The 25,145-nt window shown below is 72.5% G+C and carries 20 protein-coding genes and 1 tRNA gene; 8 read left to right on the top strand and 13 right to left on the bottom strand.

Annotated features, from left to right (window positions below; genetic code table 11):
- Positions 1 to 178: 178 nt before the first annotated feature.
- From OG519_RS05855 to OG519_RS05865, 3 genes are all read right to left on the bottom strand, one after another.
- Positions 179 to 964, bottom strand: coding sequence for a chaplin (locus OG519_RS05855; RefSeq protein ID WP_405579536.1), 786 nt, complete (start codon positions 962 to 964; stop codon positions 179 to 181).
- Positions 965 to 1,064: 100 nt separating this feature from the next.
- On the bottom strand, positions 1,065 to 1,298 hold the full coding sequence (gene chpH / locus OG519_RS05860) for a chaplin ChpH (protein WP_405579538.1): 234 nt from the start codon (positions 1,296 to 1,298) through the stop codon (positions 1,065 to 1,067).
- A gap of 248 nt (positions 1,299 to 1,546) precedes the next feature.
- Complete coding sequence (locus tag OG519_RS05865; RefSeq protein WP_405579541.1) at positions 1,547 to 2,884, bottom strand: M20/M25/M40 family metallo-hydrolase; 1,338 nt, start codon at positions 2,882 to 2,884, stop codon at positions 1,547 to 1,549.
- A gap of 304 nt (positions 2,885 to 3,188) precedes the next feature.
- On the opposite strand from OG519_RS05865, the gene OG519_RS05870 reads away from it, so the two are divergent.
- A tRNA-Leu gene (locus OG519_RS05870) sits at positions 3,189 to 3,276 on the top strand.
- A gap of 18 nt (positions 3,277 to 3,294) precedes the next feature.
- Here the strand turns inward: OG519_RS05870 and OG519_RS05875 are convergent.
- Positions 3,295 to 3,771: a GNAT family N-acetyltransferase gene (locus OG519_RS05875; RefSeq protein WP_405579544.1), complete on the bottom strand. Its 477-nt coding sequence runs from the start codon at positions 3,769 to 3,771 to the stop codon at positions 3,295 to 3,297.
- A 189-nt stretch (positions 3,772 to 3,960) separates the two neighbouring features.
- Here OG519_RS05875 and OG519_RS05880 point away from each other — a divergent pair, with 189 nt between their 5' ends.
- Entirely contained in the window at positions 3,961 to 4,275 is a 315-nt protein-coding gene (locus OG519_RS05880) for a hypothetical protein (protein ID WP_405579546.1), read from the top strand.
- 161 nt (positions 4,276 to 4,436) lie between these two features.
- On the opposite strand, the gene OG519_RS05885 is transcribed toward OG519_RS05880, so the two are convergent.
- From OG519_RS05885 to OG519_RS05905, 5 genes are all read right to left on the bottom strand, one after another.
- A complete protein-coding gene (locus OG519_RS05885) occupies positions 4,437 to 4,703 on the bottom strand; it encodes a type B 50S ribosomal protein L31 (protein WP_405579549.1) in 267 nt (88 codons plus the stop codon).
- 94 nt (positions 4,704 to 4,797) lie between these two features.
- The gene (rpmG, locus tag OG519_RS05890; protein ID WP_405579552.1) at positions 4,798 to 4,962 is read right to left on the bottom strand and encodes a 50S ribosomal protein L33; all 165 of its coding nucleotides are present in this window, start codon (positions 4,960 to 4,962) and stop codon (positions 4,798 to 4,800) included.
- 179 nt (positions 4,963 to 5,141) lie between these two features.
- Positions 5,142 to 7,343: a SpoIIE family protein phosphatase gene (locus tag OG519_RS05895; protein ID WP_405579555.1), complete on the bottom strand. Its 2,202-nt coding sequence runs from the start codon at positions 7,341 to 7,343 to the stop codon at positions 5,142 to 5,144.
- Between the two features lie 302 nt (positions 7,344 to 7,645).
- The gene (locus OG519_RS05900) at positions 7,646 to 7,864 is read right to left on the bottom strand and encodes a TrfB-related DNA-binding protein (protein ID WP_405579558.1); all 219 of its coding nucleotides are present in this window, start codon (positions 7,862 to 7,864) and stop codon (positions 7,646 to 7,648) included.
- A gap of 162 nt (positions 7,865 to 8,026) precedes the next feature.
- Entirely contained in the window at positions 8,027 to 8,872 is an 846-nt protein-coding gene (locus tag OG519_RS05905; RefSeq protein ID WP_405579560.1) for a ribokinase, read from the bottom strand.
- A gap of 375 nt (positions 8,873 to 9,247) precedes the next feature.
- Here OG519_RS05905 and OG519_RS05910 point away from each other — a divergent pair, with 375 nt between their 5' ends.
- Together OG519_RS05910 and OG519_RS05915 are read left to right on the top strand one after the other, a co-directional pair.
- Positions 9,248 to 10,318 (top strand): Dyp-type peroxidase, encoded by a 1,071-nt coding sequence (locus tag OG519_RS05910; RefSeq protein ID WP_405579562.1) that lies wholly within the window; start codon positions 9,248 to 9,250, stop codon positions 10,316 to 10,318.
- Positions 10,315 to 11,127 (top strand): family 1 encapsulin nanocompartment shell protein, encoded by an 813-nt coding sequence (locus OG519_RS05915; protein ID WP_405579565.1) that lies wholly within the window; start codon positions 10,315 to 10,317, stop codon positions 11,125 to 11,127. Before OG519_RS05910 ends, OG519_RS05915 begins: the two co-directional genes overlap by 4 nt.
- 158 nt (positions 11,128 to 11,285) lie before the next feature.
- On the opposite strand, the gene OG519_RS05920 is transcribed toward OG519_RS05915, so the two are convergent.
- Positions 11,286 to 13,505: an NADP-dependent isocitrate dehydrogenase gene (locus tag OG519_RS05920; protein WP_405579568.1), complete on the bottom strand. Its 2,220-nt coding sequence runs from the start codon at positions 13,503 to 13,505 to the stop codon at positions 11,286 to 11,288.
- Between the two features lie 179 nt (positions 13,506 to 13,684).
- On the opposite strand from OG519_RS05920, the gene OG519_RS05925 reads away from it, so the two are divergent.
- The gene (locus tag OG519_RS05925) at positions 13,685 to 14,608 is read left to right on the top strand and encodes a carbohydrate kinase (RefSeq protein ID WP_405579569.1); all 924 of its coding nucleotides are present in this window, start codon (positions 13,685 to 13,687) and stop codon (positions 14,606 to 14,608) included.
- Positions 14,609 to 14,922: 314 nt separating this feature from the next.
- Complete coding sequence (locus OG519_RS05930; RefSeq protein WP_405579572.1) at positions 14,923 to 16,998, top strand: phosphocholine-specific phospholipase C; 2,076 nt, start codon at positions 14,923 to 14,925, stop codon at positions 16,996 to 16,998.
- Between the two features lie 143 nt (positions 16,999 to 17,141).
- Here OG519_RS05930 and OG519_RS05935 read toward each other — a convergent pair whose 3' ends face one another.
- Positions 17,142 to 17,615, bottom strand: coding sequence for an SRPBCC family protein (locus OG519_RS05935; RefSeq protein WP_405579574.1), 474 nt, complete (start codon positions 17,613 to 17,615; stop codon positions 17,142 to 17,144).
- A gap of 258 nt (positions 17,616 to 17,873) precedes the next feature.
- Positions 17,874 to 19,280, bottom strand: a complete 1,407-nt coding sequence (locus tag OG519_RS05940) for an SDR family NAD(P)-dependent oxidoreductase (protein WP_405592494.1) — start codon at positions 19,278 to 19,280, stop codon at positions 17,874 to 17,876.
- A 359-nt stretch (positions 19,281 to 19,639) separates the two neighbouring features.
- On the opposite strand from OG519_RS05940, the gene fahA reads away from it, so the two are divergent.
- On the top strand, positions 19,640 to 20,872 hold the full coding sequence (fahA, locus tag OG519_RS05945; protein ID WP_405579577.1) for a fumarylacetoacetase: 1,233 nt from the start codon (positions 19,640 to 19,642) through the stop codon (positions 20,870 to 20,872).
- A gap of 720 nt (positions 20,873 to 21,592) precedes the next feature.
- The gene (locus OG519_RS05950) at positions 21,593 to 23,479 is read left to right on the top strand and encodes an ATP-binding cassette domain-containing protein (RefSeq protein ID WP_405579579.1); all 1,887 of its coding nucleotides are present in this window, start codon (positions 21,593 to 21,595) and stop codon (positions 23,477 to 23,479) included.
- 147 nt (positions 23,480 to 23,626) lie between these two features.
- Here the strand turns inward: OG519_RS05950 and OG519_RS05955 are convergent, their stop codons facing one another.
- Positions 23,627 to 24,859: a cysteine desulfurase-like protein gene (locus tag OG519_RS05955; RefSeq protein ID WP_405579582.1), complete on the bottom strand. Its 1,233-nt coding sequence runs from the start codon at positions 24,857 to 24,859 to the stop codon at positions 23,627 to 23,629.
- Positions 24,860 to 25,145: the final 286 nt, after the last annotated feature.

The following is a 25,145-nucleotide window of genomic DNA, read 5'->3' on the forward strand; positions in this document are numbered from 1 at the left end:
CCTGCGGCGGGCTGTGCGGCCGCCTGGGCGGCCGCCCCGGGGCAGGGTGGGGTGGCCGGGCGGCGGGTCTTTGCCGCCCGGTCGCAAGAGGCCCACGGGCGCTGGGCCCGCGGGGTTCTACGGTGACGCCGGCGTCGTCGGTGACGCGCCGGTCGTACGGATCGTGCGTGCCGTGCGGTCAGCGACGGCCGGTACGGCCGCGGCGGTAGAGCAGACCGCCGCCGAGCAGCAGGGCGCCGGCCGCTGCGGCCTCCATCCCGGTGCCGTCCGCTCCGGTGTGCGCGAGCGTGCCGGAGCCGGAGCCGGTACCCGGGTACGAGACGGGGGTGGTGCCGCCGCCGGGGTTGCCAGGCGTGCCCGGGTTACCGGGAGTGCCGGGGTTACCCGGGGTGCCGGGGTTTCCGGGCGTGCCCGGGTTACCGGGAGTGCCGGGGTTTCCGGGGGTACCCGGAGTGCCCGGGTTGCCAGGCGTGCCCGGGGTGCCGGGGTTGCCGGGCGTTCCCGGGATACCGGGAGTACCAGGGTTTCCGGGCGTACCCGGCGTACCCGGCGTACCGGGGTTACCCGGGGTGCCAGGGTTACCCGGAGTGCCAGGCGTACCGGGGGTGCCCGGGCAATCCGGGGTGCCGGGAGTGCCCGGGGTCCCGGGAGTGCCAGGCGTGGCCGGCGTGCCAGGCGTGCCCTGCGGCGGCGGGGGCGTCGGGTGGACGTCCACGTTGCCGCAGGAGTTGCCGAACGCCGGGTTGAGCAACCCGACGACATTCACCGTGTTGCCGCAAATGTTCACCGGCACGTGGACCGGGATCTGCACCGCGTTGCCGGACAGCACGCCCGGCGATCCGGCGGCCACACCCGCCGCGCCGGCGTCCGCGTACGCGACTCCGGCGCCGCCCGCGGCCAGCACCCCTCCCGTGGCGACCACGGTGAGCAGGCTCTTCGTTGTGATCTTGATGACTTGTCGCATGACTGCCGACATCCCTGCCTTTCGTTCCTTCACGACGCGCGGCCCCGGGGCGCGACATCGCACCCCGGGGCCGTCCCGGCCGTTGGTGGCCGGCGCGGGACTACCCGTTGAGGCAGGAGTTGCCGAAAGTGGGGTTGAGCAGCCCGATCACCGAAGCGGTGTTACCGCAGGCATTCACCGGCACATGGACCGGGATCTGCACCGCGTTGCCGGACAGCACGCCGGGTGAGTGCGCCGCGGCGCCCTGGGCACCGGAATCGGCGACGGCCAGTCCCGCACCTGCCAGCACGAGACCGCCGGTGGCTGCCGCGATGGCGACGACCTTCTTGATCATTACTTCCTCCTCCTTGGGACATGTGGTCCAAGCCGCGGACCACACACGTCGTAACGAAGCCGGAGGAATTAGAGCTACGAAAGCATTGGTTCATTCACTCGTACCGGGGACGCGGCCGGCCGCGATAGGTACAGGTGAACGAGGCGGGGCGGGGACAGTGCCCGTATCGGCCCGTGGGCCGGTATCAGCCCGGATCAGCCCGGATCAGCTCTGTCCCCGCCCCGCGAAGTCCCGTACCGCTTCGCCTCTCAGCAGTTGTCGATGAAGCGGTCGAGCACCCGTACCCCGAACCGCAGCCCGTCCACCGGCACCCGTTCGTCGACGCCGTGGAACATCCCGGCGAAGTCCAGCTCGGGCGGCAACTGGAGCGGCGCGAAGCCGAAGCAGCGGATGCCCAGTTGGCTGAAGGACTTGGCGTCGGTGCCGCCGGAGAGCATGTACGGCACGGCGCGGGCGATCGGGTCCTCCGCCTTGAGCGCCGCCTGCATCGCGTCGACCAGCGAGCCGTCGAAGTCGGTCTCCAGCGCCGTGTCGGTGTGCAGCGACTCCCGCTTGACGCGGGGGCCGAGGACCCGGTCGAGGTCGGCGAGGAACTCCTCCTCGTGGCCGGGCAGATAACGTCCGTCGACGTGCGCGGCGGCCTGGCCGGGGATGACGTTCACCTTGTAGCCGGCGCCGAGCATGGTGGGGGCGGCGGTGTTCCGCAGGGTGGGGCCGATCATCCGGGCGATGCCGCCGAGCCTGGCCAGGGTCGGGTCCATGTCCTCCGGATCGAGTTCGACACCGAAGGCGTCGGAGAGCTCGTCGAGGAAGCCGCGGACCGACTTGGTGAGCCGCACCGGGAACTCGTGCCGGCCGAGCCGGCCGACCGCCTCGCAGAGCTCGGTGATCGCGTTGTCCTTGTTGGTCATCGAGCCGTGGCCAGCGGTGCCGTCCACCGTGAGCCGCATCCAGTGCATGCCCTTTTCCGCGGTCTCGATCAGGTAGAGCCGCAGGTTCTCGTTGACGGTGAAGGAGAAGCCGCCGACCTCGCCGATCGCTTCGGTGACGCCCTCGAAGAGGTCGGGGTGCTTGTCGACCAGGAACTTCGCGCCGTAGGTGCCGCCGGCCTCCTCGTCGGCGAGGAACGCCAGCACGATGTCGCGCGGCGGCTTGCGGCCGCTGCGCAGCCGGTCCCGTACGACGGCCAGCGTCATCGCGTCCATGTCCTTCATGTCCACCGCGCCGCGGCCCCAGACGCAGTCGTCGGCGACCTCGCCGGCGAAGGGGTCCCGGGTCCAGTCGTCGGCGTTGGCCGGCACCACGTCGGTGTGGCCGTGGATGAGCAGGGCCGGCCGGGACCGGTCCTCGCCCTCGATGCGCGCGACCGTGGAGGCCCGCCCCTGGTGGGACTCGAAGATCCGCGGTTCGAGACCGACCTCGGCCAGCTTCTCCGCGATGTACTCCGCCGCGGCCCGCTCCCCCGGTCCCGAGTGGTCACCGTAGTTACTGGTGTCGATCCGGATCAGCTCACTGCACAGCGCGACGACCTCGTCCTCGCCCGCGCTCGTACCGCTGCCCGGCCTGCCTGGCTCGAACTCGCCCACGCGTTCACTCCTCGCTCGTCCCTGCTCATGCCCTGCCCGTTAACTGTCCGTGGCCTGCCGTGTCCGCCGCGCGCCAGCCGCGACGGCGTGCGTGCGGTGCGGGCGGTGCGCGCCGTCGGCGCTGTCTCCGCCCGGCGATCACGGCCGATGCCGCTCCCATCCTCCCTCGCCACCCCCGCCTCCCCCAAGGCTCCCCGGCCCACTCGTCCCGCCCGCCCACCCCCCACCGCGGTGATCGAGCGCCCCCCGATCTTTGCTATGGTTTACCTCGTTGCCACGCCCTCGGGGCCGGGGTGACACACCCGTCCGGGTGGCGGAATGGCAGACGCGCTAGCTTGAGGTGCTAGTGCCCTTTATCGGGCGTGGGGGTTCAAGTCCCCCCTCGGACACCAGTTTTCTTACCCCTCCGATCAGGGGTTTCGTGGTCCAGACAGTGGAAGTTCGGCCACCATCACCGCGTAGAGCGGCGAGTCGGCGAACGGCCTCGAATCGCCGGCCTTGCGGTATCCCCAGGATTCATAGAGCGCCTGAACGTGGGGGTGCTCGGTGTCTACCGACAGAGCGGCCAGCGCTTCGGGCCTGTTGTCCAGGAGCGCTCGGTGCAGCAATTCGGAATTGCCCTGTTTCCGCCACTTCGGCCTGACCATCAGTTCCGACAGGTGAAACGTTGAGGGATCTTCTGGCGCGGGTATGAATTCTCGCCACCACTCGCGCCCCTGGATCGCGGGAGCCCCGTACGCATAGCCGATGGGCTCCGTGCCATCGAAGCCGATGACGCAGACGAAGCCTTCCCGACTGCCCCACTGGTCCACGAACCATGGGAATCGCCGGTGGAACTCGTTGTCCATCTGGTCCGCAAAGGCGTCTGCATGCACGTCGATGAGCAACTGCCTGATGGCCGGCACATCATCGCGAGTGCACCTGCGAAGCTCGGTCACGTCGATTCAAGTCCATTCGGTTCGGAAGCGGTCGCCCCACTCGTGTCCGACCGTGGCGTCAGGCGCCTGAGTGAGTAGGTCGCGGTGGAAGTCACCGATCAAGGACCTTAGACGACCGGTGAATTGCAGCCCCAGGAGGTGAAGCCGATGACACCGGGGCCTGATGTGCGGGCGCTGATCGGTCCGTATACGGGTGAGGTGGGCGACGTTCGTCCGACGAAGTACGGGTTCGGCTCGGATTTGACCGCGGTGGTCGAGTGCGAGAGAGGGCCGTACTTCGTCAAGGCGATGCGCAAGAAGGGTGCGGACCCACGAGCGATTGACGCGTTCGCGGCTGCCGGCGTGCGGATGCAGCAGCACTTTGCGGAGCGGGAGCCGGCGGCCGATTGGCTGGGCGCGATGGCGGGTGCCGCACGGCGTTGGGCGGCCTATCGCGGGGTGGTTGGTGCCTGACACGCGTGGCGGACGGGTGGCTCCGGCCACGTCTGAGGTGGCCTGCCTGACTTGTGGGCCCCGGCCTTGCTCGGCTCAGCGGAGGGGTGAGGGGGCAAGGCGAACGCCCGCTCGCCGGCCAGGGGCGGGCGAACGGGCGTTGGCGGTGGAGGGTTGTGGGGTTACGCGGCGTCGCGGCCCTCTTTGCCGCCGCCGTAGCGGCGGTTGAAGCGCTCTACGCGGCCGGCGGTGTCCATGACGCGGGCGGCGCCGGTGTAGAACGGGTGGCTCGCCGAGGAGATCTCCACGTCCACCACCGGGTAGGTGTTGCCGTCCTCCCAGACCACGCTGGCGTCCGGCTGCGCGGTCGACTTACCGAGGAAGGACATCCCGGCGGCCTTGTCGCGGAAGACCACAGAATGGTAATCGGGGTGGATGCCGTCCTTCATGGTGTGGCCTCGCTCTCTGCTGCGGTGATAAAGAATCAGCGGCGCCTGTGCGCGAGCGGTGCCGGCGCGGTGGTCGGCGCGGCTCGGTCCGGCGTCAGCGCTCTTCGCGGAAGAGCACGTGCCGGCGGGCGACCGGGTCGTACTTGGTCAGCGTCAGCCGGTCGGGATCGTTGCGGCGGCTCTTGCGGGTCACGTAGGCATAGCCCGTACCCGCGGTGGAGCGAAGCTTGACGATCGGGCGCAGTTCGCTGCGTGCCATGGTCCTGCCCCCTTCCATGGGGATCCCACCGAGGATGGAAGTGGTTCTCGTTCTCGGCTCGGTCGATGTAACGCATCCGCCCGGGGGTGCATTCCCGGGCCCACGGCCCCCGGCCAGGCGGCCCCCGGCCAGGCGACTCCCGGCCAGGCGGCGCCGCGCCCGCATGGACCCGGGCGGCCTCACCCCGTGGGCTCCCGCCTGCTGAGCAGCAGCAACGCGATGTCGTCGCTCCGGTCGGAGGCCGTACGGACGTGTTCGATCAGCGCGTCGGCCTGCTCCTCCAGGGACGGGGCGCCCGGCGCAACCGCTCCCCCGGGTGATCCCGGCGCTCCCGGGATTCCCACCCTGCCCACATGCCGGGCGAATCCTTCGATGGCCTCGCCCAGATCGACCCCGGGCCGCTCCACGAGACCGTCGGTGTAGAGCGCGAGGAGCGCGCCGGGCGGCAGCTGGATCTCGACGGTCCCGTACTCGGCGTCGGGTTCGATCCCGAGAAGCAGCCCCGGTGGCACCGACAGCACCTCCGTCCGCCGGTCGGGATGGCGCAGGACCGGCGGCGGGTGGCCGGCGGTGGCCAGCAGCGCCCGCCCGCCGCGCAGGTCGAGCTGGACGTAGAGACAGCTCGCGAAGAGGGGGGAGTGCAGGTCGATGAGCAGCCGGTTGGCGCGTGCGAGCACCTCGCCGGGGGGCGCGCCCGAGCTGGCGTGGGTGTGGATGGCGGTGCGGACCTGCCCCATGAGGGCCGCCGCGTTGACGTTGTGCCCCTGGACATCGCCGATGACGGCCGCCGCGGTCGTCTCGTCGAGCCGGATCAGGTCGTAGAAGTCCCCGCCGATGTCCATGCCCTGGCTCGCCGGGAGATAGCAGGCCGCGCTGTCGAGGCCGGGGATCTCGGTCATGACATGGGGCAGCAGCGCGGCCTGGAGCCCGCGCGCGACCTGGTTCGTGGTGTCGTAGAGAGTCGCCCGCTCCAGCGCCTGGCCGATCATTCCGCCGAGCGCTGTCAGGGCGGTGCGCTCGTCGGGCGGGAAGGCGCGCCGTTCCTGGTAGCCCACGACGCAGCAGCCGATGGGCCGCCCGGCGACGATCATGGGCAGATAGGCGAGGGCGCCGCCGCGCGCGTAGAAGATCGCCCGGTCCGGGTAGGTGCGCGCGAGTTCCTCGGTGTCGGGGAAGAACTCGGCCGTGCCGGTCGCCAGCACCCGGACACTCGGCGCGTCAGCGGACAGCGGGAGGCCGTTGAAATGGTTCCAGACCTGCCGGGGAAAACCACCGGCGCCGAGCACCTGGAGCCTGCCCGCCTGCTCGATGACCAGTGCCACGCCCTGCGCGCTGATGACGGGCATGATCTGCTCGGTCACCGCGTCCGTCACATCCTTCACCCCGACGGCGTCGGACAGCGCCGCGGACAGATGCATCAGGTAGAAGAGGATGCCGACGCCGGCCTGCGGCGGTACGGGAGGGGCGGCGCTGCCCGTCTCTCCCCCCGGCGGGCGGTCGAGGGCGGTGATCCGCACGCTGACGCCGGTGGCGTCGGGGTGGAGGGCGAAGGAGAGCCACTGGTCGGGAGGCTTCTGGGCGCTGAAGGACGTGGGCAGCCGGCTGAAGAGCGCTTCGAGGAAGCTGTTCTCGCAGGTGGGGCCGTGCAGCCAGCGCACGACCTCCCAGGGCCTGACGCCCAGCAGTTCGCGGCGGTCCGCGCCGAGGAAGCCGAGGAAATCGGCGGCGCGGCTGTTGAGATAGCTGATCCGGCCGTCCAGATCCAGCGCGTAGTAGCCCTCCTCGAACCGGTCCGTGAGGTCCGCGGCCGCGCGCATCTCGGATTGCCGCCACCCGCCCGTGGCGAGCGGTTCGGCGGCGCTCGGTTCCTCCTCGGGCGCGGGCCGCAGCGGATCGCCCGCCAGCTCCGCCTCCGCCAGGAAGCGGGTGATCCGGCGCTCCGCGTCGCCGATGTCCAGGGCCTCCTGGTCGGAGAGTTCGGGCCGGTGGGTGCCCGGCCACAGCAGAAGGAGTACGCCTTTGACGCTGTCGCCCGCCGAGAGCAGCGGCGACACCCCCATGGCGACCTGGTAGGGCAGCGCGAGGGCGGTGCGGGGATAGCGGCGGGCCAGCTCGTCGTGGCTGGGAATCCACACCCGACGGCGTTCGCGGGCGGCATCGGCGACCGGCACGGGCGCGGCCATCGCCACCCGCGACCACGGCCGCGCGATACGCGCCGATACGCCGGAGACCGCGACCATCCGCAGCACCTGCTCGTCGGGCACCGGGAGGTAGGCCGCCGCGACGTGTGCGCCGGTGGCTTCCAGGACCCGCACCAGGGTGCGCCGCACGCCGGCCGAGGCAAGCTCCGAGGCGGCGCGGCCAGGGGCGTTCCCGCCCACGTCTACATCGCCTCGGACACTACGGTCGGCGCCGGCCGGCTCCGGCGAACGACGGGTTCCGCCGGTCCTCGGGACCGCGTCCCCGGCGCCCGCGGGCCGACAACCGTCCCCGGGCGCGATCGCCGGTCAGGGGCCATACGTGTGACGATATCCACCGATCGGCTCCGATGCACGCCAGGCGGAGCCGCTCGGGCCCGCCACCCGGCCGGCGACTCCCTGGGGCCCTTTTCGCCCCCCGTCCTCCCGAGCGCGTCCCCGGTCGGGGCCCGGCCCCGGATCCGAGCGCTGAGGCCGCCGCCGTCTCAGCAGGCCAGCATTTTCTGGATCGCCTGCCGGGTCACGCCGAGCTCGCGGGCGATGTCCGCCTGTGACACGCCCTCGCCGATGAGGCCCTGCATCAGGTCACGGCGTTCCGCAGCGAACTGCCGGGCCAGTCGGGTGTGCGTGATCGCCTGTTCTCTGACCTCCTTGATACGGGCGAAGGTGTGTTCATGTGCCGATAGGTCTTTCGCGGATGCCATACGTCCACCATGACAACCCCCTGTTGTCGATGTCAACCCCTTGTTGTCATCCGGCCGGGGCACGGCTCGCGACGGACGGCAATGAGCAAGAGGCAAGGGGCAAGGGGCAAGGGCCAAGGGGACCAGGGGGGCAAGGGGGCCAGGGCAACGCAAATCGCCCGGCTAGCGGCTCGCTCGGGGCGTGCGGATGGCGTCGGCGGCGGCCTGGGTGGCCCGCGCCGCCGCGTCGGTGAGGGCGACGCCCTGGGCGAGGTGGGCGACGAGGACGCCGGCGAAGACGTCGCCGGCTCCGGTGGTGTCGACGGCGGTGGTCCGCGGGGCGGGCAGCGGGGTGATCCGGTCGCCCACCGCGATCAGGCAGCCGTCGGCGCCGAGCGTGATCACCGCCGACCGGCAGCGGCCGGCCAGCGCGCGGGCGGCGGCGGGCGGGTGGTCGACGCCGGTCAGATACGCCGCCTCACCGCGGTTGACGAGGAGCGGGTCGGCGCCGGCCAGCACCCGCTCGTCGGGCGGAACGCTGGGGCTGGCGTTCAGGACGAAGCGGGCGCCCCGGCGGTCGGCCCACTCGGCTGCCGCGCCGAGTGCGGCGGCCGGGACCTCCTGCTGGGCGAGCACGATCGCCGGCGCCAGCGCGTCGAGCGCCGCGGTGACGTCGGCGGCGGTCAACCGGGTGTTCGCGCCGGGCAGCACGGTGATGCTGTTCTCGCCGTCCGGGGTGACGCTGATCAGCGCGCGCCCGCTGGCACCGGGGACCGCGGTGAAGTGGGCGGTGTCGACGCCGCGGCCCCGCAGCGCGTCCCGCAGCACCGCCGCCGCGTCGTCGTCCCCGCAGTGGCCCACGAAAGCGGTGGCGGCCCGGCCGGCCGCCGCGACCGCCTGATTGAGGCCCTTGCCGCCGGGGTGCTGCTCGAAACCGGTACCCAGCACGGTCTCCCCCGGCTCGGGGCGGCGCGGGGCGTGGGCGACGAGGTCCAGGTTGGCCGAGCCGACCACCGCGATGTCGGTCACGTGTGGGTCACTTCCTGCTCCCTGGCGGCGATGGCGGCGTTCCGGGCCCCGGTGTCCGCGTTCCGGCGTTCCGGCGTTCCGGCGTTCCGGCGTTCCGGCGTTCCGGCGTTCCCGACGAGCGTATGCGGTACGGGGGCGGCGGCGCTGCCGACCAGCCGGGGCGAGCGGCTACGGGGCAAGCGAGGCCGGCGGCGAGCGGTCCTGGCGGGTGCGCTCGGGACGGGCGATAGCGGCCGACGCGACGAACCCGCCGGGCCGAGCCGCCCGGCGCCCGCCCCGGTGGGTGGTCGACCTGAGCCGTGGCGGATGCAAGTAGTGTCCTGCTGAGCCGATCCGATCACGCGGACAGCGCAGCGCACAGAGCAGGAGAACGGGTTGACGTCCGAATCGCCCCCCGGAACCGGGCCGCAGACCGGGCCAGGATCCGAACCGCAGCCGGTGCTCAGCCCGCTGACCACCTCCTCGATCTTCCTGGTCCTCACCGTCGACCCCGGCGGCGAGGAGACCGTGCACGATCTGCTGGGCGATCTGGCAGGGCTCCAGCGGGCCATCGGCTTCGGCGCGCCCGACGCCGAGTTGAGCTGTGTGACCGGCATCGGCGCCAACCTCTGGGACCGGCTCTTCGACTACCCGCGCCCCGCCGAACTGCATCCCTTCGTCGAACTGGCGGGCGCGCGGCACCGGGCGCCGGCCACGCCGGGGGATCTGCTCTTCCACCTGCGGGCCACCCGGATCGACCGGTGCTTCATACTCGCCTCCGAGATCATGAACCGGCTGCGCGGTTCGGTCACACTCCAGGACGAGACGCAGGGCTTCCGGCACCTGGACGTACGCGACCTGCTCGGCTTCGTCGACGGGACGGAGAACCCGGTCGGTGCGGCGGCCAGGGACGCGGTGCTGATCGGCGCGGAAGACGCGGCGCACGCGGGCGGCAGCTATGTGATCGTGCAGAAGTACCTGCATGACCTGGCCGGCTGGAACATGCTGCCGGTCGAGACGCAGGAGAAGATCGTCGGCCGCACCAAGGCGAGCAACATCGAGCTGGAATCGGACGACTCGCATGTCGCGCTGAACACCATCGTGGACGCGGACGGCACCGAGCACGACATCCTGCGCGACAACATGCCCTTCGGCAGCCCGGGCCGGGGCGAGTTCGGCACGTATTTCATCGGCTACGCCCGTACCCCCGGCGTCATCGAGCAGATGCTGCGCAATATGTTCCTCGGGGCGGGTCCCGCCACGCACGACCGGATCCTCGACTTCTCGACGGCGATCACGGGCACGCTCTTCTACGTGCCGTCCGCCGACTTCCTCGACGACCCGCCCGGGCTGCCGGCGACGGGAGCCCCGGCGGCGGTCCCGACTCCCGCGCCGCCCGCGCCACCGCCGCGCCCCACCGACGGCAGCCTCGGCATCGGCAACCTGAACAGGAGCACGACCCCGTGAACAATCTGCACCGCGAACTGGCCCCCGTCTCGGCCGCCGCCTGGGCCGACCTGGAGGCGGAGGCGACCCGGACCTTCAAGCGCAACATCGCCGCGCGCCGGGTCGTCGACGTCCCCGAGCCCGGTGGTCCCGAGCTGGCCGCGGTGGCGACCGGGCATCTGACCTCGGTGGCGGCCCCGGCCGACGGCGTGCTCGCGTACACCCGGCGCTCGCAGCCCATCGTGGAGCTGCGGGTGCCGTTCACCGTCGACCGCGGCCAGGTGGACGATGTCGAACGGGGGGCGAAGGACGCCGACTGGCAGCCGGTCAAGGACGCGGCGCGGCTGCTGGCCTTCGCCGAGGACCGCGCGGTCTTCGAGGGGTACCCGGCCGGCGGCATCACCGGTATCAGGGCGGCGTCCTCGAACGCCGAGCTGACGCTGCCCGCGGACGTACGGGAGTACCCCGACACCCTCAGCCAGGCCATCTCGGTGCTGCGGCTCGCCGGTGTGGACGGGGCGTACGACCTGGCGCTGAGCGCGGAGGCGTACACAGCGGTCAACGAGACCTCCGACCACGGTTACCCGATCCACGAGCACCTCGCCCGGCTGCTGAAGGGCAAGATCATCTGGGCGCCGGCGATCGACGGGGCCTTCCTGCTCGCCACCCGCGGCGGCGACTTCGAGCTCCAGCTCGGGCAGGACGTCTCCATCGGCTATCTCGGCCATGACGCCACCAGCGTCGAGCTGTACTTCCAGGAGACGCTGACCTTCATGGTCCACACCGCGGAGGCGGCGGTCGCCATCCGGCCGGCCGTGACGTCACTCTGACCTCCGACGTCTGGACGTCTGAACGTCTGAACGTCAGACCCCTGACCTCAGCACGCACGACGGCGGTGGCCGGGACCCGGGAGTCCCGCCCACCGCCGTTCCGCGTCAAGCGCCCGGACGGACCGGGCGCGTACGCACCGCGAAGACGGCGCCGCCGCTCAGCCGAGGACGGCCAGCGCCTGGTTGAGAGTCGCCGACGGCCGCATCACGGCCGCCGACTTCGCCGTGTCCGGGTGGTAGTAGCCGCCGATGTCGACCGGCGAGCCCTGGACGGCGATCAGCTCGGCGATGATCGCCTCCTCCTGCTCGGCGAGCGTCTTGGCCAGGCCCGCGAACGCCTCCCCGAGCTGCGGATCCTCGCTCTGGCCGGCCAGCTCCTGCGCCCAGTACAGCGCCAGGTAGAAGTGGCTGCCGCGGTTGTCGATACCGCCGACGCGGCGGCTGGGCGACTTGTCCTCGTTGAGGAAGGTGCCGGTGGCCCGGTCCAGGGTGTCGGCGAGAATCTGGGCCCGGGCGTTGCCGGTGGTCTGGGCGAGGTGCTCGAAGCTGACCGCGAGCGCCAGGAACTCGCCGAGGCTGTCCCAGCGGAGGTAGTTCTCCTTCAGGAGCTGCTGTACGTGCTTGGGCGCGGAGCCGCCGGCGCCCGTCTCGAAGAGGCCGCCACCGTTGATCAGCGGGACGACCGAGAGCATCTTGGCGCTGGTGCCGAGCTCCAGGATCGGGAAGAGGTCGGTGAGGTAGTCGCGCAGTACGTTGCCGGTGACCGAGATGGTGTTCTCGCCGCGGCGGATGCGCTCCAGGGAGAAGGCGATGGCCTCGCGCGGGGCGAGGATCTCGATCCGCAGCCCGTCGGTGTCGTGCTCGGGCAGGTACGCGTTGACCTTCTCGATGAGCACCGCGTCGTGCGCACGGCCCTCGTCGAGCCAGAAGACGGCCGGGTCGCCGGTGGCGCGGGCGCGGGAGACGGCGAGCTTGACCCAGTCGCGGATCGGCACGTCCTTGGTCTGGCACATCCGGAACACGTCGCCGGCGCCGACGGCCTGCTCCAGCACGACCTGCCCGCCCTCGTCGACCACCCGGACGGTGCCGGTGGCGGGGATCTCGAAGGTCTTGTCGTGGCTGCCGTACTCCTCGGCGGCCTGGGCCATCAGACCGACGTTGGGCACCGAGCCCATGGTCGCCGGGTCGTAGGCGCCGTGCGCCCGGCAGTCGTCGATGACGACCTGGTAGATGCCGGCGTAGGAGCTGTCCGGGATCACCGCGAGGGTGTCGGCCTCCTGACCGTCCGGGCCCCACATGTGGCCGGAGGTGCGGATCATGGCCGGCATCGAGGCGTCCACGATGACGTCGCTCGGCACGTGCAGGTTGGTGATGCCCCGGTCGGAGTCGACCATGGCGAGCGCCGGGCCCTCGGCCAGTTCCGCGTCGAAGGACGCCTTGACGGCCGCGCCCTCGGGCAGCGACTCCAGGCCCTTGAGGATGCCGCCGAGGCCGTCGTTGGGGGTGAGGCCGGCCGCGGCGAGGGTCGCGCCGTGCTCGGCGAAGGTCTTCGGGAAGAAGGCGCGGACGACATGGCCGAAGATGATCGGGTCGGAGACCTTCATCATGGTGGCCTTCAGGTGGACCGAGAAGAGCACGCCCTCGGCCTTGGCGCGGGCGATCTGGGCGGTGAGGAACTCGCGCAGCGCGGCGACGCGCAGCACGGAGGCGTCCACCACCTCGCCGGCCAGGACGGGGACGGACGCGCGCAGCACCGTGCTCGTGCCGTCGTCGCCGTGCAGCTCGATCCGCAGGCTGCCAGGCTCGGTGATCACGGCGGACTTCTCGGTGGAGCGGAAGTCGTCGACGCCCATGGTGGCGACGTTGGTCCTGGAATCGGCCGTCCAGGCGCCCATCCGGTGCGGGTGCGCCTTGGCGTAGTTCTTCACCGAGGCGGGGGCGCGGCGGTCGGAGTTGCCCTCGCGCAGCACCGGGTTCACCGCGCTGCCCTTGATCCGGTCGTACCGGGCGCGTACGTCCCGGTCCTCATCGGACCTGGGGTCGTCGGGGTAGTCCGGCAGTGCGTAGCCCTGCTCCCGCAGTTCGGCGACGGCCGCCTTGAGCTGCGGGATCGACGCCGAGACATTGGGCAGCTTGATGATGTTCGCCGCCGGGGTCTTGGCCAGCTCGCCCAGCTCGGCGAGCGCGTCCGGGATCCGCTGCCCTTCCTCGATGAACTCGGGGAAGGCGGCGATGATCCGCCCCGACAGGGAGATGTCCCGGCTCTCGACAGTCACTCCCGCGGTGGAGGCGTAGGCCTCGATCACCGGCAGGAACGAATACGTCGCCAAGGCCGGGGCCTCGTCGGTGTGCGTATAGATGATGGTCGAGTCAGCCACCGGTCGCTCCGCTCCAGGTATTCAGATTGCTTGAGATTGCTTGATATCAAGATATCCCGTGAGCACCCCCGGATCGACAGGGCCCCGCATCCGATCGTTTCCGGCCGAAGCGCTGTCCGCCGGGTATCGGCCAGGTCTCGGCCGGGACCGCTCGGCGATCAGTACGGCAGCATGGCCCCATGAGTGACTTTCTGGTGGTGGGCGAGTGCGTGGCGGACATCGTGCGGGCCCCCGGCCGGCCGGACGTACCGCATGCCGGCGGCAGTCCGGCCAATGTCGCCTACGGACTGGCCCGGCTGGGGCGGCGGACGGGGCTGCTCACCCAGCTCGGCGACGACGCGGCGGGCGAGCTGATCGGACGGCATCTGCGCTCCGCCGGGGTGGAGCTGCTCGGCGATCTCGGGGCGGGCACGGTCACACCCACCGCGGTGGTGACGCTGGACGGGCAGGGACACGCGAGCTACGACTTCGATGTGCGCTGGACGCTGCGGCCGGTGGTGGAGCCGCCGGCCGGGGTGCGGCATGTGCACATCGGCTCGATCGGGGCGGTGACCGAGCCGGGGGCGGCGGCGGTGCGCGAGGTGGTGACGCGGCTGCGGCCGGGGGCGACGGTGAGCTATGACCCGAATGTCCGGCCCACCCTGCTCGGGCCGCACCCGGAGGCGGTGGCCCGGGTCGAGGAGTGTGTGGCGCTCAGCGACCTGGTGAAGGCCAGTGACGAGGACCTGTCCTGGCTCTATCCGGGCCGTACGGTGCGGCAGGTCGCCGAGGCGTGGCTGGCGGCGGGGCCCGCGGTGGTGCTGGTGACGCGCGGCGCGGACGGCTCGGTGGCGTACACGGCGGCGGGCGGGATGTCGGGTGACCCGGTCCCCACGAAGGTCGTCGACACGGTCGGCGCGGGCGACTCCTTCATGTCGGCGGTGCTCGACGGGCTCGCCGCGTGCGGGCTGCTGGGCAGCGCCGCCCGGCCCCGGCTCGAAGCCCCCGACGAGGCCACGCTCGCCATCGTGCTGCGGCGGGCGGCGACCGCGGCCGCCCTCACCGTCTCTCGGGCCGGCGCCCGCCCGCCGGACCTGGCGGAGCTGCGGTCGGCGCTCGGCTGAGCGCGGCGGATGGCGGGGGATGGCGGGGGATGGCGGCCCAGCGGCCTGGGAGTGGCGGCCGGGCAGCCTGGGAGTGGCGGCCGGGCAGCCTCGGCATGACCGTTTCCGACCGGCCGGAATCGGCCGGTGAAGGGCCTGGGTAGCGGCCCGACCCGCCGGTAGCATGCGTTCGCCGACGGCCCGCCACCCGGCTGCCCCTGGGCGCGGGCTGTTGCCCGCGGCGCGGTCCGGCATGCCCGCGGCGCCGACCCGTGGGCCCGACCCTCGGCGCCCACGGAAGCAGCAACCCCGCCGTCAGCGACTGGAGTTCACCCATGGCACCCGTCACCCGCCGTACCTTCCTCGGATCGGCCGTCGCGGCCGGCGCCGCTATAGGGCTCGAATCACTGCCGGGCGCGACCCCGGCCGCACAGGCGGTGGCGACGGGCAGCGCGGGCGCCAGGAGTGCCGCCACCGGCACCATCGCCGACGTCCGGCACGTGGTGATCCTCATGCAGGAGAACCGCAGCTTCGACCACTACTTCGGCACGCTCAAGGGCGTCCAGGGCTTCGCCGACCGCAGCGCGATCCAAGTAGCGGGCGGCTACAGCGTGTTCAACCAGTCCACCATCACCGGCCGCCAGTATCCGTGGCAGTTCAGCGCCACCCACCCGGCCGGCGGCGCCGACCCGGAGCGACTGGCGCAGTGCAACGGCGACCTCGCGCACAGCTGGCTCGACCAGCACACGGCGTGGAACGGCGGCAAGATGGACTCCTGGGTGCTCGCCAAGGGCAACGTCCGCACCCTCGGCCACCTCACCCGCGCCGACCTCCCCTTCCACTACGCGCTCGCCGACAACTGGACGGTGTGCGACGCCTACTTCTCCTCGATCCTCAGCGCCACCGGCCCCAACCGCACCTACCACTGGAGCGGCACCATCGACCCCGGCGGCACGGCGGGCGGCCCGGCCTACAACGGCGGCGACGAGTCGGGGCTGCGCTGGCAGACGTACGCCGAGGCGCTGGAGGCGGCCGGGGTGAGCTGGCGGGTCTACCAGAACGCGGCCGACAACTTCGGTGACAACGCGCTCGCCTACTTCGACCAGTTCGCGAACGCACCGGCCGGCAGTCCGCTGGCGGTGAAGGGCATGGGCTCGGTGCCGAAGGTGACCGGCCGCACCCCGGACGACATCGCGGCGGCGATCCGCGCGGACGTCGTCGCGGGCACCCTGCCGCAGGTGTCGTGGGTGGTCGCCGACGAGGGCTCCTCGGAACACCCCTACGCCACACCGGCCGACGGCGCCCACTTCGTGCACCTGGTGATCGACGCGCTCAACGCCGACCCCGATGTCTTCGACTCCACCGTGCTCTTCCTCAACTACGACGAGAACGACGGCTTCTTCGACCATGTGCCGCCGCCCGCGGCGCCGGCCGGGACCGACGGCGAGTTCTACGGCGGTACCAACATCGGCCTCGGGATACGGGTGCCGATGATCGCCGTCTCGCCGTGGACGCGCGGCGGCTGGGTCAACTCGCAGGTGCACGACCACACGTCGGTGCTGCGCTTCCTCGAACGCTGGACCTCGGCCATCGGCCGCCCCGCCGGCTGCCAGAACATCTCCGCCTGGCGCCGCAGGGTGTGCGGCGACCTGACCGGGCTCTTCGACTTCGCCCACCCGGTGTACGGGCTGCCGGCGCTGCCCGACACCACCGCGGTGATCGGTGAGGCCACCTGCGCGCCGCTGCCCAACCCCGCGCCGGTCAACAACGCGCTGCCGCAACAGGAGTCCGGCACCCGGCCGGCCCGCGCGCTGCCGTACCAGCCGAACGCGTATCTGACGCCCTTCACCTTCGGCTCGCTCGGCCAGATCTCCGCCTGGATCACCATGGCCGACCAGGGCGCCCCGGCCGGCCAGGCGACCCACTTCGCCGCGTACGCCAACGCCTACCGCGGCGGCGGCCCCTGGCAGTACACGGTGGACGCGGGCGGCAGCGTGAGCGACTTCTTCAACTGCGGCACCGGCTTCGGCGGCGGCCCCTACGACCTCTCGGTGATCGGCCCCAACCGCTTCCTGCGGCGCTTTCGCGGCGACGCCACCAAGCCGGGCAAGAACCTCACCGTCACCACCTCCTACGCCGCCGCGCCGGACACCGGCAAGCTCGCCCTCTGGTTCAGGCTCCTCAACTCCGGTACCTCGGCCGCCACTTTCACCATCACCTCGGCCAACTACCGCTCGGACGGTCCCTGGACCTACACCGTGCGGCCCGGCGCGAGCGCCGATGACTACTTCAACGCGGTCGCCTACAGCGACGGCTGGTACGACTTCACGGTGACGTCGAGCGCCGACGCGACGTGGAGCCAGCGGTTCACCGGGCACCTGGAGACGGGCCGGCCGAGCGTTTCCGGCTGACGCGCGGGCGCGGCGGCGGGCGGGTGGGCGGCCCAGATCGCCGGTTCCCCGGCGGACCGGTCGCGGGGCGGGTGCCTCGGTCGAGCGGAGCGGGTGCCTCGGTCCGCCGAGGCGAGGGTCTCAGGTCGGCCGGGGCGGGGGTCTCAGTCGGCCAGCAGGGTGTCGACCGCGCGGCCGAAGACCAGCTTCCCGGTGACCGCGGTCAAGCCGTCGAGCGCGCGCGGCAGCCGTGACACCCGCAGTTCCTCCCGCCAGCGGACCCACGAGCCGGTGCCTTCCGCCGCCACCTCGATCTCGGCCCAGCCGGTGACGTACCGCCCGGTCTTCTCCAGCCGGCAGTACCCGGCGCCCGCCCCGCCGGCCGGCCCTTCCGGGCGGTGCGACGCTTCCGGCCCCTTCGGCGGTGTCCACACGGTGACCCGCATCGGGTCGTCGAACCTGATCGGCCCCACCCGGGTCCGCGCCGTGAACCGCGTGCCGAGCCCCTGGGGCGGCGGTGTGTCCACCCGGATCCGGGTGAACGGCACACCGGCGCTGTGGCGTTCCCACGTGGTGAGCCGCCGCCATGCCTCGGCGGGCGGCAGGTCGGTGCGGCGCTCGATCACGATGAGGGACATGCCTTCACCGTAGGCGCCGCGGCCGCCGCGTGCGCGTCCGCCGAGGAGGGCCAGGCCGCCCGCACCCCCGTGACGGGCGGCCTGAAGAACCCGGGCGGCCTCAGGCCGTACTCCTGGTTCACCCGGTCATACTCCCGGTGGGCCCTCCCGGGTTGCCACCGAATTCTCGCGAGTTCCCGCGCCCTACCGCGAGTTCCCGCGCCTCACCGCGAGTTCCCGCGGGTCCGGCCGCCCAGCGCCTCTACGGGCCCGGCCGGTTCACCAGGCCGAGGGCCGGTAGTCCTTCAGGAAGCAGCCGTAGAGGTCCTCGCCCAGCTCACCGCGGACCACCGGATCGTAGACGCGGGCGGCCCCGTCCACCAGGTCGAGCGGGGCGTGGAAGCCTTCCGCGGCGAGCCGCACCTTGTCCGGGTGCGGGCGCTCGTCGGTGATCCAGCCGGTGTCCACCGCGGTCATCAGGATGCCGTCGGTCTCCAGCATCTCCTGGGCGCTGGTACGGGTCAGCATGTTCAGCGAGGCCTTGGCCATGTTGGTGTGCGGATGCCCCGGGCCCTTGTAGCCGCGGCTGAACTGGCCCTCCATCGCCGAGACGTTGACCACGTACTTGCGCCGGGCCGCCGCCGCGGCCATCGCCGGGCGCAGCCTGCTGATCAGTACGAAGGGGGCGGTCACATTGCAGAGCTGCACCTCCAGGAGCTCGACCGGGTCCACCTCGCCGACGGTCTGCACCCAGGTGTTGCTGGGGTCCAGGTCGGGTACGAGTCCGCCCGCGTCGATCGCCGTCCCGGCCTCGATCCGGGCCGGTGTGGCGGAGCCGCTGATCAGGGCCAGTTCGGTGATGTCCTGGGCGGTGAGCATCTCCCGGCGGGGCGAGGGCAGCGCGGCGGCGGTCCTGGCGCCGGAGCCGAAGGCGCCGAAGACCTCGGTGGCGGGCAGCTCACCGGCGGGCAGCGGGGCCGATTCCGCGGTGACGAGTTCGCTGTAGGCCTGCGGAGAACGGCGTACGGTCTGGGCGGCGTTGTTGATCAGGATGTCCAGCGGGCCGGCCGCGGCCACCGAGTCGGCGAGCGCGACGACCTGCGCGGGGTCGCGCAGGTCCGTGCCGACGATCTTCAGCCGGTGGATCCACTGGCCGCTGTCCGGCATCGAGGTGAACCGGCGTATCGCGTCGTTGGGGAAACGGGTGGTGATGGTGGTGTGGGCACCGTCCCGCAGCAGTCGCAGCGCGATGTACATGCCGATCTTGGCCCGGCCGCCGGTGAGCAGCGCGCGCCGGCCGGTGAGGTCGGTGCGGGCGTCGCGGCGGGCCCGGTTCTCGGCCGCGCAGGTCGGGCAGAGCTGGTGGTAGAAGGCGTCCACCTCGACGTAGCGGGTCTTGCAGACGTAACAGGAGCGGGGGCGTTCGAGGATGCCGGCGATCTCGGTGGAGACGGACGGCGCGAGCTGGATGCCGAGCGTCTCGTCGTCGATCCGGTCGGCGGCGCCGGTGGCGGTGGCCTCGGTGACCGCCTTGTCGTTGGCGGTCTTGGCGGCCCGGCGCTCCTGGCGGCGGCGCTGCTTCACCGAGCGGTAGATGCCGGCGGTGGCGCGCCGTACCGCTATCGCGTCGGGGTGGTCGACGGGCAGGTCCTCCAGCTCGGCGAGGACGGCGAGGCAGATCCGCATCCGGGCCGGGTCGACGCCGGGGTAGGTGGCGCGATCGGCGTACGCGGCGGGGTCGGCGCCGGAGCCGGCGGCGGGGCCCCGAAGGGACTCAGGGGCGTCGATGGCGTCGGGAGCGTCGAGGCGGTCGTCGCGCCCGAGGTCCGGCCGGTCGCCGCCGGTGCCCTCATCCGGACCGAGGTCGTGAAGGTCCTGCGTTGTCGCCGTCATCCCGCCGCTGCTCTCCCTGTTTTCGCCCGGTATGCCAGGGTCCACCCGGGCCTTTGGGCCGAACTTTACGTTTGGACGGACGGCAGCTCCAAACCCGGCCGCCCGCTCCCCCGGCGGTACCCTCGGGGCGTTTCCATGATCCTGGAGGTCCGTTGCGCTCCACGAGCCCGCTCGCCGTCCCGTCCGACGCGCTCTTCGGGGCGCACAACCTGCCGTACGGCGTCTTCAGCACGGCGGCCGACCCCCGGCGGCGGCTCGGTGTCGCCTACGGGGAGTACGTGCTGGACGCCGGGGCCGCCGCGCGGGCCACCGGCGCGTCCGCCGGACTGACCGCGCTGCTCAGCGCCCCTTCGCTGAATCCGCTGCTCGCCGCCGGACGACCCGAATGGACCCGGGCCCGCGCGGCGCTCACCGCGTGGCTGACCGAGGCGGCGCACCAGGGCGCGGTCGAACCCTGTCTGGTCCCCCGGGCGGAGGTGTCCCTGTACCTGCCGTTCGAGGTCGCCGACTACGTCGACTTCTACGCCTCGGAGCATCACGCCGCGAACATCGGCCGGATCTTCCGCCCCGGCGGCGACCCGCTCACCCCCAACTGGAAGCATCTGCCGATCGGCTACCACGGCAGAGCGGGCACCGTGGTCGTCTCGGGCACGCCGGTGGTCCGCCCGTGCGGCCAGCGCAAAGCCCCGGCCGACCCGGCGCCCGGCTTCGGCCCGTCCTCGCGGCTGGACATCGAGGCGGAGGTGGGTTTCGTGGTCGGGACCCCGTCCCCGCAGGGCTCCAGGGTCGCGGCGGCCGATGCCGACGCCCATGTCTTCGGGGTGTGCCTGGTCAACGACTGGTCGGCGCGGGACATCCAGGCGTGGGAGTACGTGCCGTTGGGCCCCTTCCTCGGCAAGTCCTTCGCCACGTCCGTCTCCCCGTGGGTCGTCCCGCTCGACGCCCTCGCCGCCGCCCGCGTCGCTCCCCCGGTGCGGGACACCGAACCGCTCCCCTATCTCGACGACCGCGCCGCACGGCCCCCGTACGGCCTCGCCATCGATCTTGAGGTCCGCCTCAACGGGCATGTCGTGGCGCGCCCGCCGTTCGCCGCCATGTACTGGACCTACGCCCAGATGCTGGCCCATCTGACGGTCAACGGCGCGAGCCTGCGCACCGGCGATCTCTTCGCCTCGGGGACGGTCAGCGGCCCGGATCCACTGACCCGCGGCGCCCTCATCGAACTCACCTGGAACGGCGAGCGGCCGCTGGAGCTGCCGGACGGCACCCGCCGCGGTTTCCTGGCGGACGGCGACGAGGTGACGATCACGGCCACCGCGCCGGGACCGGCCGGCTCCCGGATCGGCTTCGGCGAGGTGACCGGCCGCATCCTTCCGGCCCACTGAGCCCGGGGGGCACGTGGTGGCGGGGGCCCTGCGGGCGGGCGGGTGCGGGTCGCCGGGCGCGGGGCCGGCGCGGGCGCGCGGCGGGGAGGGGTGCGGATCCCCCTTGCGGGGCGCGGGGTGCGCGCGGGCGCGGGGTGCGCGCGGGGCCGGGACCGAGGGAGCGCGGCGGCGCGCGGAGCCGCCCGCCGTGACCCCAGTGCGACCGCGTCCTCACGTTGCCCGGCACGGCGCGGCGGAAAGCCTTGTCCCATGGACCGTGACGCCGCGCCCCGCGCCGGACGAGCGGTCGGGCGCCGCCGACGGACGTCGCCCCACTCACGTCGCCGCCGCCGGCCTTTCGGCGATTGCCGCCCTCGGCGGACGCGGCCACTCCACCGGCCGCCCGCTCGGCAGCGCCTCCGGCGGAGACCGCGGCGTCCATCGACAGAATCGAACGCCGCACGGGGGCGGGCCGTCCGGAACGCGACAGCGATGTCGGCTGAGAGATCCGAAGACACGTTCGAGTTAATCGGGCGGAGGGGTCGTAACGGCACGTCGAGCCACCCCGTTGTCCGAGCGTCAGTCCGACCTGCTCAGCTTGGGAGAAGCCTTGCCGTACGCGCACCCACCCCTCACCTGTCCGGAAGCGTTCGATTCCGCCGCTCGGATGCCCGCTGTCCGGAAGCTCACAGCCCGCGGTTCCCGGGCATCCCGGAAACCCGCCGTACCGAAGGAGGAGTGGTGACCGCGCAGCCGGCGATCGACAGCCCGACGGCCCCGCCGCCTCCGCCGCCCGCCGAGATCACCTTCCACGGACACTGGGGCAAGAACCCACTCGGCGGCGTCTCCTTCGGCGCCCTCTGTGCCCGGCTGCCCTCGGTGCTGGGGCAGACCGCCCGGATGGCGTGGACGATCGACCGCCGCGCGGTGCTGTTGCTGCTCTCCTGCCAGATCCTCACCGGAATCGCCTCCGCCGTGCTGCTGACCGCCACCGCACGGGCGATGCGACCGCTGGTGGGCGCGGCGCCGGCCGCCGACCGGCTGCACGCGGCCCTGCCGGCCCTCGTGGTGGTCGCCCTCGCGGCGGCCGCGGTACGGGTCTCGACGTCGGTGGCCGGCTACGCCGACGAGCGGATCACCCCGGGCCTGACCACCGAGGCCGACGCGGCGCTGGTCGACGCCGTCTGCCAGGTGGAGGCCGCCGCCTATGACGAGGACGGCTTCGCCGACCGGCAGGAAGCCGCCGAGATGGGCGTCGTGCGGACCCAGATGACGGTCCAGGACGCCAGGACCTTCACCGCCGCCCTGGTCCGCATGGTGGCGGCGGGCGGTGTGCTGACCGTCCTCAGCCCGCTGATGCTCCCCCTGCTGCTGCTCGCCGTCCTGCCGGCCGGGGTGGGCGCGGTACTCGCCGCCCGGGTGGATTACGCGACGCACTACGCCAATGTCGGCGACCGCAACGTCCGGTCGATGATGCGCTGGTGGGCCACCACCTCGAAGTACGGCGACGAGGTCCGTGCCAACGGCATGACCGGGTACTTGCAGTACTGGTACCGGGCGCTGTCGATCCGGATCGACCGGCGCACCCTGGCCACCGCCCCGCAGCGGCTCCGCATCACGCTGGCCGCCGCGGCCCTGAGCGGGTTCTTCCTGCTCTGCACCTGGGGCACGCTCGCCTGGCTCGCCGGCAGCGGCCGGGTGGGGCTCGACGTGGTCGCCACCGCCGTCGTCGCGGTGCAGACGGCGCTGGCCGCGCTCTCCCAACTCGTCATGAGCGGGGCGGAGATGTTCCACAGCAGCCTCTACCTCGCCGACATGCGCTCCTTCCTCGACATGGCCGCCGCACGCGCTCCCCGCCGCGGCCCGCGCACCCTCACCCGCCAGGTTGAGGAGATCCGGCTGGCGGACGTGGTCTATCAGTACCCGGGCAAGGAGCACCCGGCCGTCGACCATCTCTCCCTCACCCTGCGCCGCGGGGAGATCATCGCCATCGTCGGCGAGAACGGCTCGGGCAAGTCCACCCTCAGCCGGCTGATCACCGGGATCTACCTCGCCGACAAGGGCAGCGTCACCTGGGACGGCGTCGATCTGGCCGACACCGACCCGCACAGTGTGTGGGGCCGCTGCGGCCTGGTCCCGCAGATCTTCGCCCAGTGGCCGCTGCGCGCCCGGGAGAACGTCACGCTCGGCCAGCCCCGCAGTCACGACGACGGTCCGGTGTGGGAGGCGATCGACGCGGTCGGGATGCGGGAGGCGATAGCGGAGTTGCCGCAGCGGCTCGACACCCTGCTGGCCCGCGAGCTGTTCGGCGGCTCCGAGCTCTCCGGCGGACAGTGGCAGCGTCTGGTCTGCTCCCGGGCCCTCTACCGGCGGCCCGACCTGCTCATCCTGGACGAGCCGACGTCGCAGATGGACCCGCGCGGCGAGCATCGGATCTTCGAGGGGCTCAAGGCGATCGCGGCCGACCGGATCACCCTGGTGGTCACCCACCAACTGGAGAACACCAAGATCGCCGACCGGATCGTGGTGATGGACCACGGCCGGATCACCGAGCAGGGCACCTTCGAGGAGCTGGTCCAGGGAAACGGGCTCTTCGCGGAGCTGCTGGCCCTCTCCAAGGACCGCTGAACGCCGGGCGGCGGGCCACGCCGGGCCGCGGTGGCCGGGGCGGACGTGACCCGGGCGGCGGGTGGCGGGTCGGCCTGCCGAGCTGCTGGTGGCGGGCGGCGCGCGGGGGCGGGCGGCAGGCGGGCCGCAGGCGGGAGCGGGCGGCGCCTACCGGGCCAGCTCGCTGACGCCGGCGAGCAGCCGGTCGACGTCCTCGGGGGTGTTGTACGGGGAGATCCCGGCCCGTACCGCGCCCGTGGCGCCGAGTCCGAGATGGCGGGCCGCCTCGATGGCGTAGAAGCTGCCCGCCGGGGCGTTCACCCCCGCGGCGCCCAGGCGCTCATAGACCTCCTGCGGCGAGTGGCCCGCGACGGAGAAGAGCGCGGTGGGGGTGGGGCGCTCCGGGGAGCCGTAGCGGGTCACTCCGGAGATCGCCGCCAGGCCGTCGACGAGTCGGGCGAAGAGTTCCTCTTCGTATGCCTCCACCTGCCGCATCGAGGCCACCAGCCGGCTCCGCCGGGACCGGTCGCCCGATCCGCCCGGCTGCGGTCCGCCCTGGCCCGATTCGCCCAGTGCGGCGATGAAGTCGACGGCGGCCGTCGTCCCGGCCAGCGTCTCGTAGGGCAGGGTGCCGAGCTCGAATCGCTCCGGTACGAGATCGGCGGCGGGCAGCAGCTTGTCCGGGTGCACCGTGTCGAGCAGTTCGGGGGCGGCGGACAGCACGCCGTGGTGCGGCCCGAAGAACTTGTAGGGCGAGCAGGCGTAGAAGTCGGCGCCGAGGTCGGCGACGGAGACCGTGGCGTGCGGGGTCAGATGAACCCCGTCCACGTAGACCAGCGCGCCGGCGGCGTGGGCGGCCTCGGTGATTGCCGGGACGTCCGGCCGGGTGCCGAGCAGATTGGAGGCGGCCGTCACGGCCACCAGCCGGGTCCTGGGGGACAGCGCGGCCCGGACGGCGTCGACCGGGAGCAGGCCGGTGGCCGGATCGAAGTCCACCCAGCGGACCGTCGCGCCGGCGGCCTCGGCGGCGGTCACCCAGGGGCGGATGTTGGCGTCGTGGTCGAGCCTGGTCACGACCACCTCGTCCCCCTCGCCCCACTCCTTGGCCAGCGCCCGGGCCATGTCGTAGGTCGCCTGGGTCATCGACCGGGCGAAGATCACGCCCTCCGGCCGGCAGTCCAGCAGATCCGCGACGGCCGAGCGGGCTTCGGTCACCACCGACCCGGCCCGCCGTTCGGCGGCGGTGACCGAGCCGCGGTTGGAGATGCCGCCGCACAGGGTGTCCGCCACCGCCCGCGCCACCGGCAGCGGGACCTGCGAGCCCCCGGGCCCGTCGAAGTGGGCCGCTCCCTCGGCGAGGGCGGGAAATTCGCTGCGGATCTTCGTGACGTCAAGGGGCATGTGCTCATCCTGCTCGACCCCGCCCCGACGTCAAGGTTTACCGGAAGCGGGGCGACGGGATCGGCGCCGGTGACCACACAAGGCGATGACCCCTTACCGAGAGCGACCGGCGATCGGGTCACACCCAGGAACGGCACGGGGTGTCCGCGCGATCGGTTCGCGGGGGCCCGGCAGCGGCGGATCACACCGGGCGTTGGTCCCGAATGAGCCGATGTGCACTATCAGACCGATCCGTACACTTGATAGGGAAAGCGTCCTGTATGTCCTCCCGATCGGGAACCGAGTC

This window comes from Streptomyces sp. NBC_01190 (genome assembly GCF_045039895.1).
Lineage (GTDB): Bacteria > Actinomycetota > Actinomycetes > Streptomycetales > Streptomycetaceae > Actinacidiphila.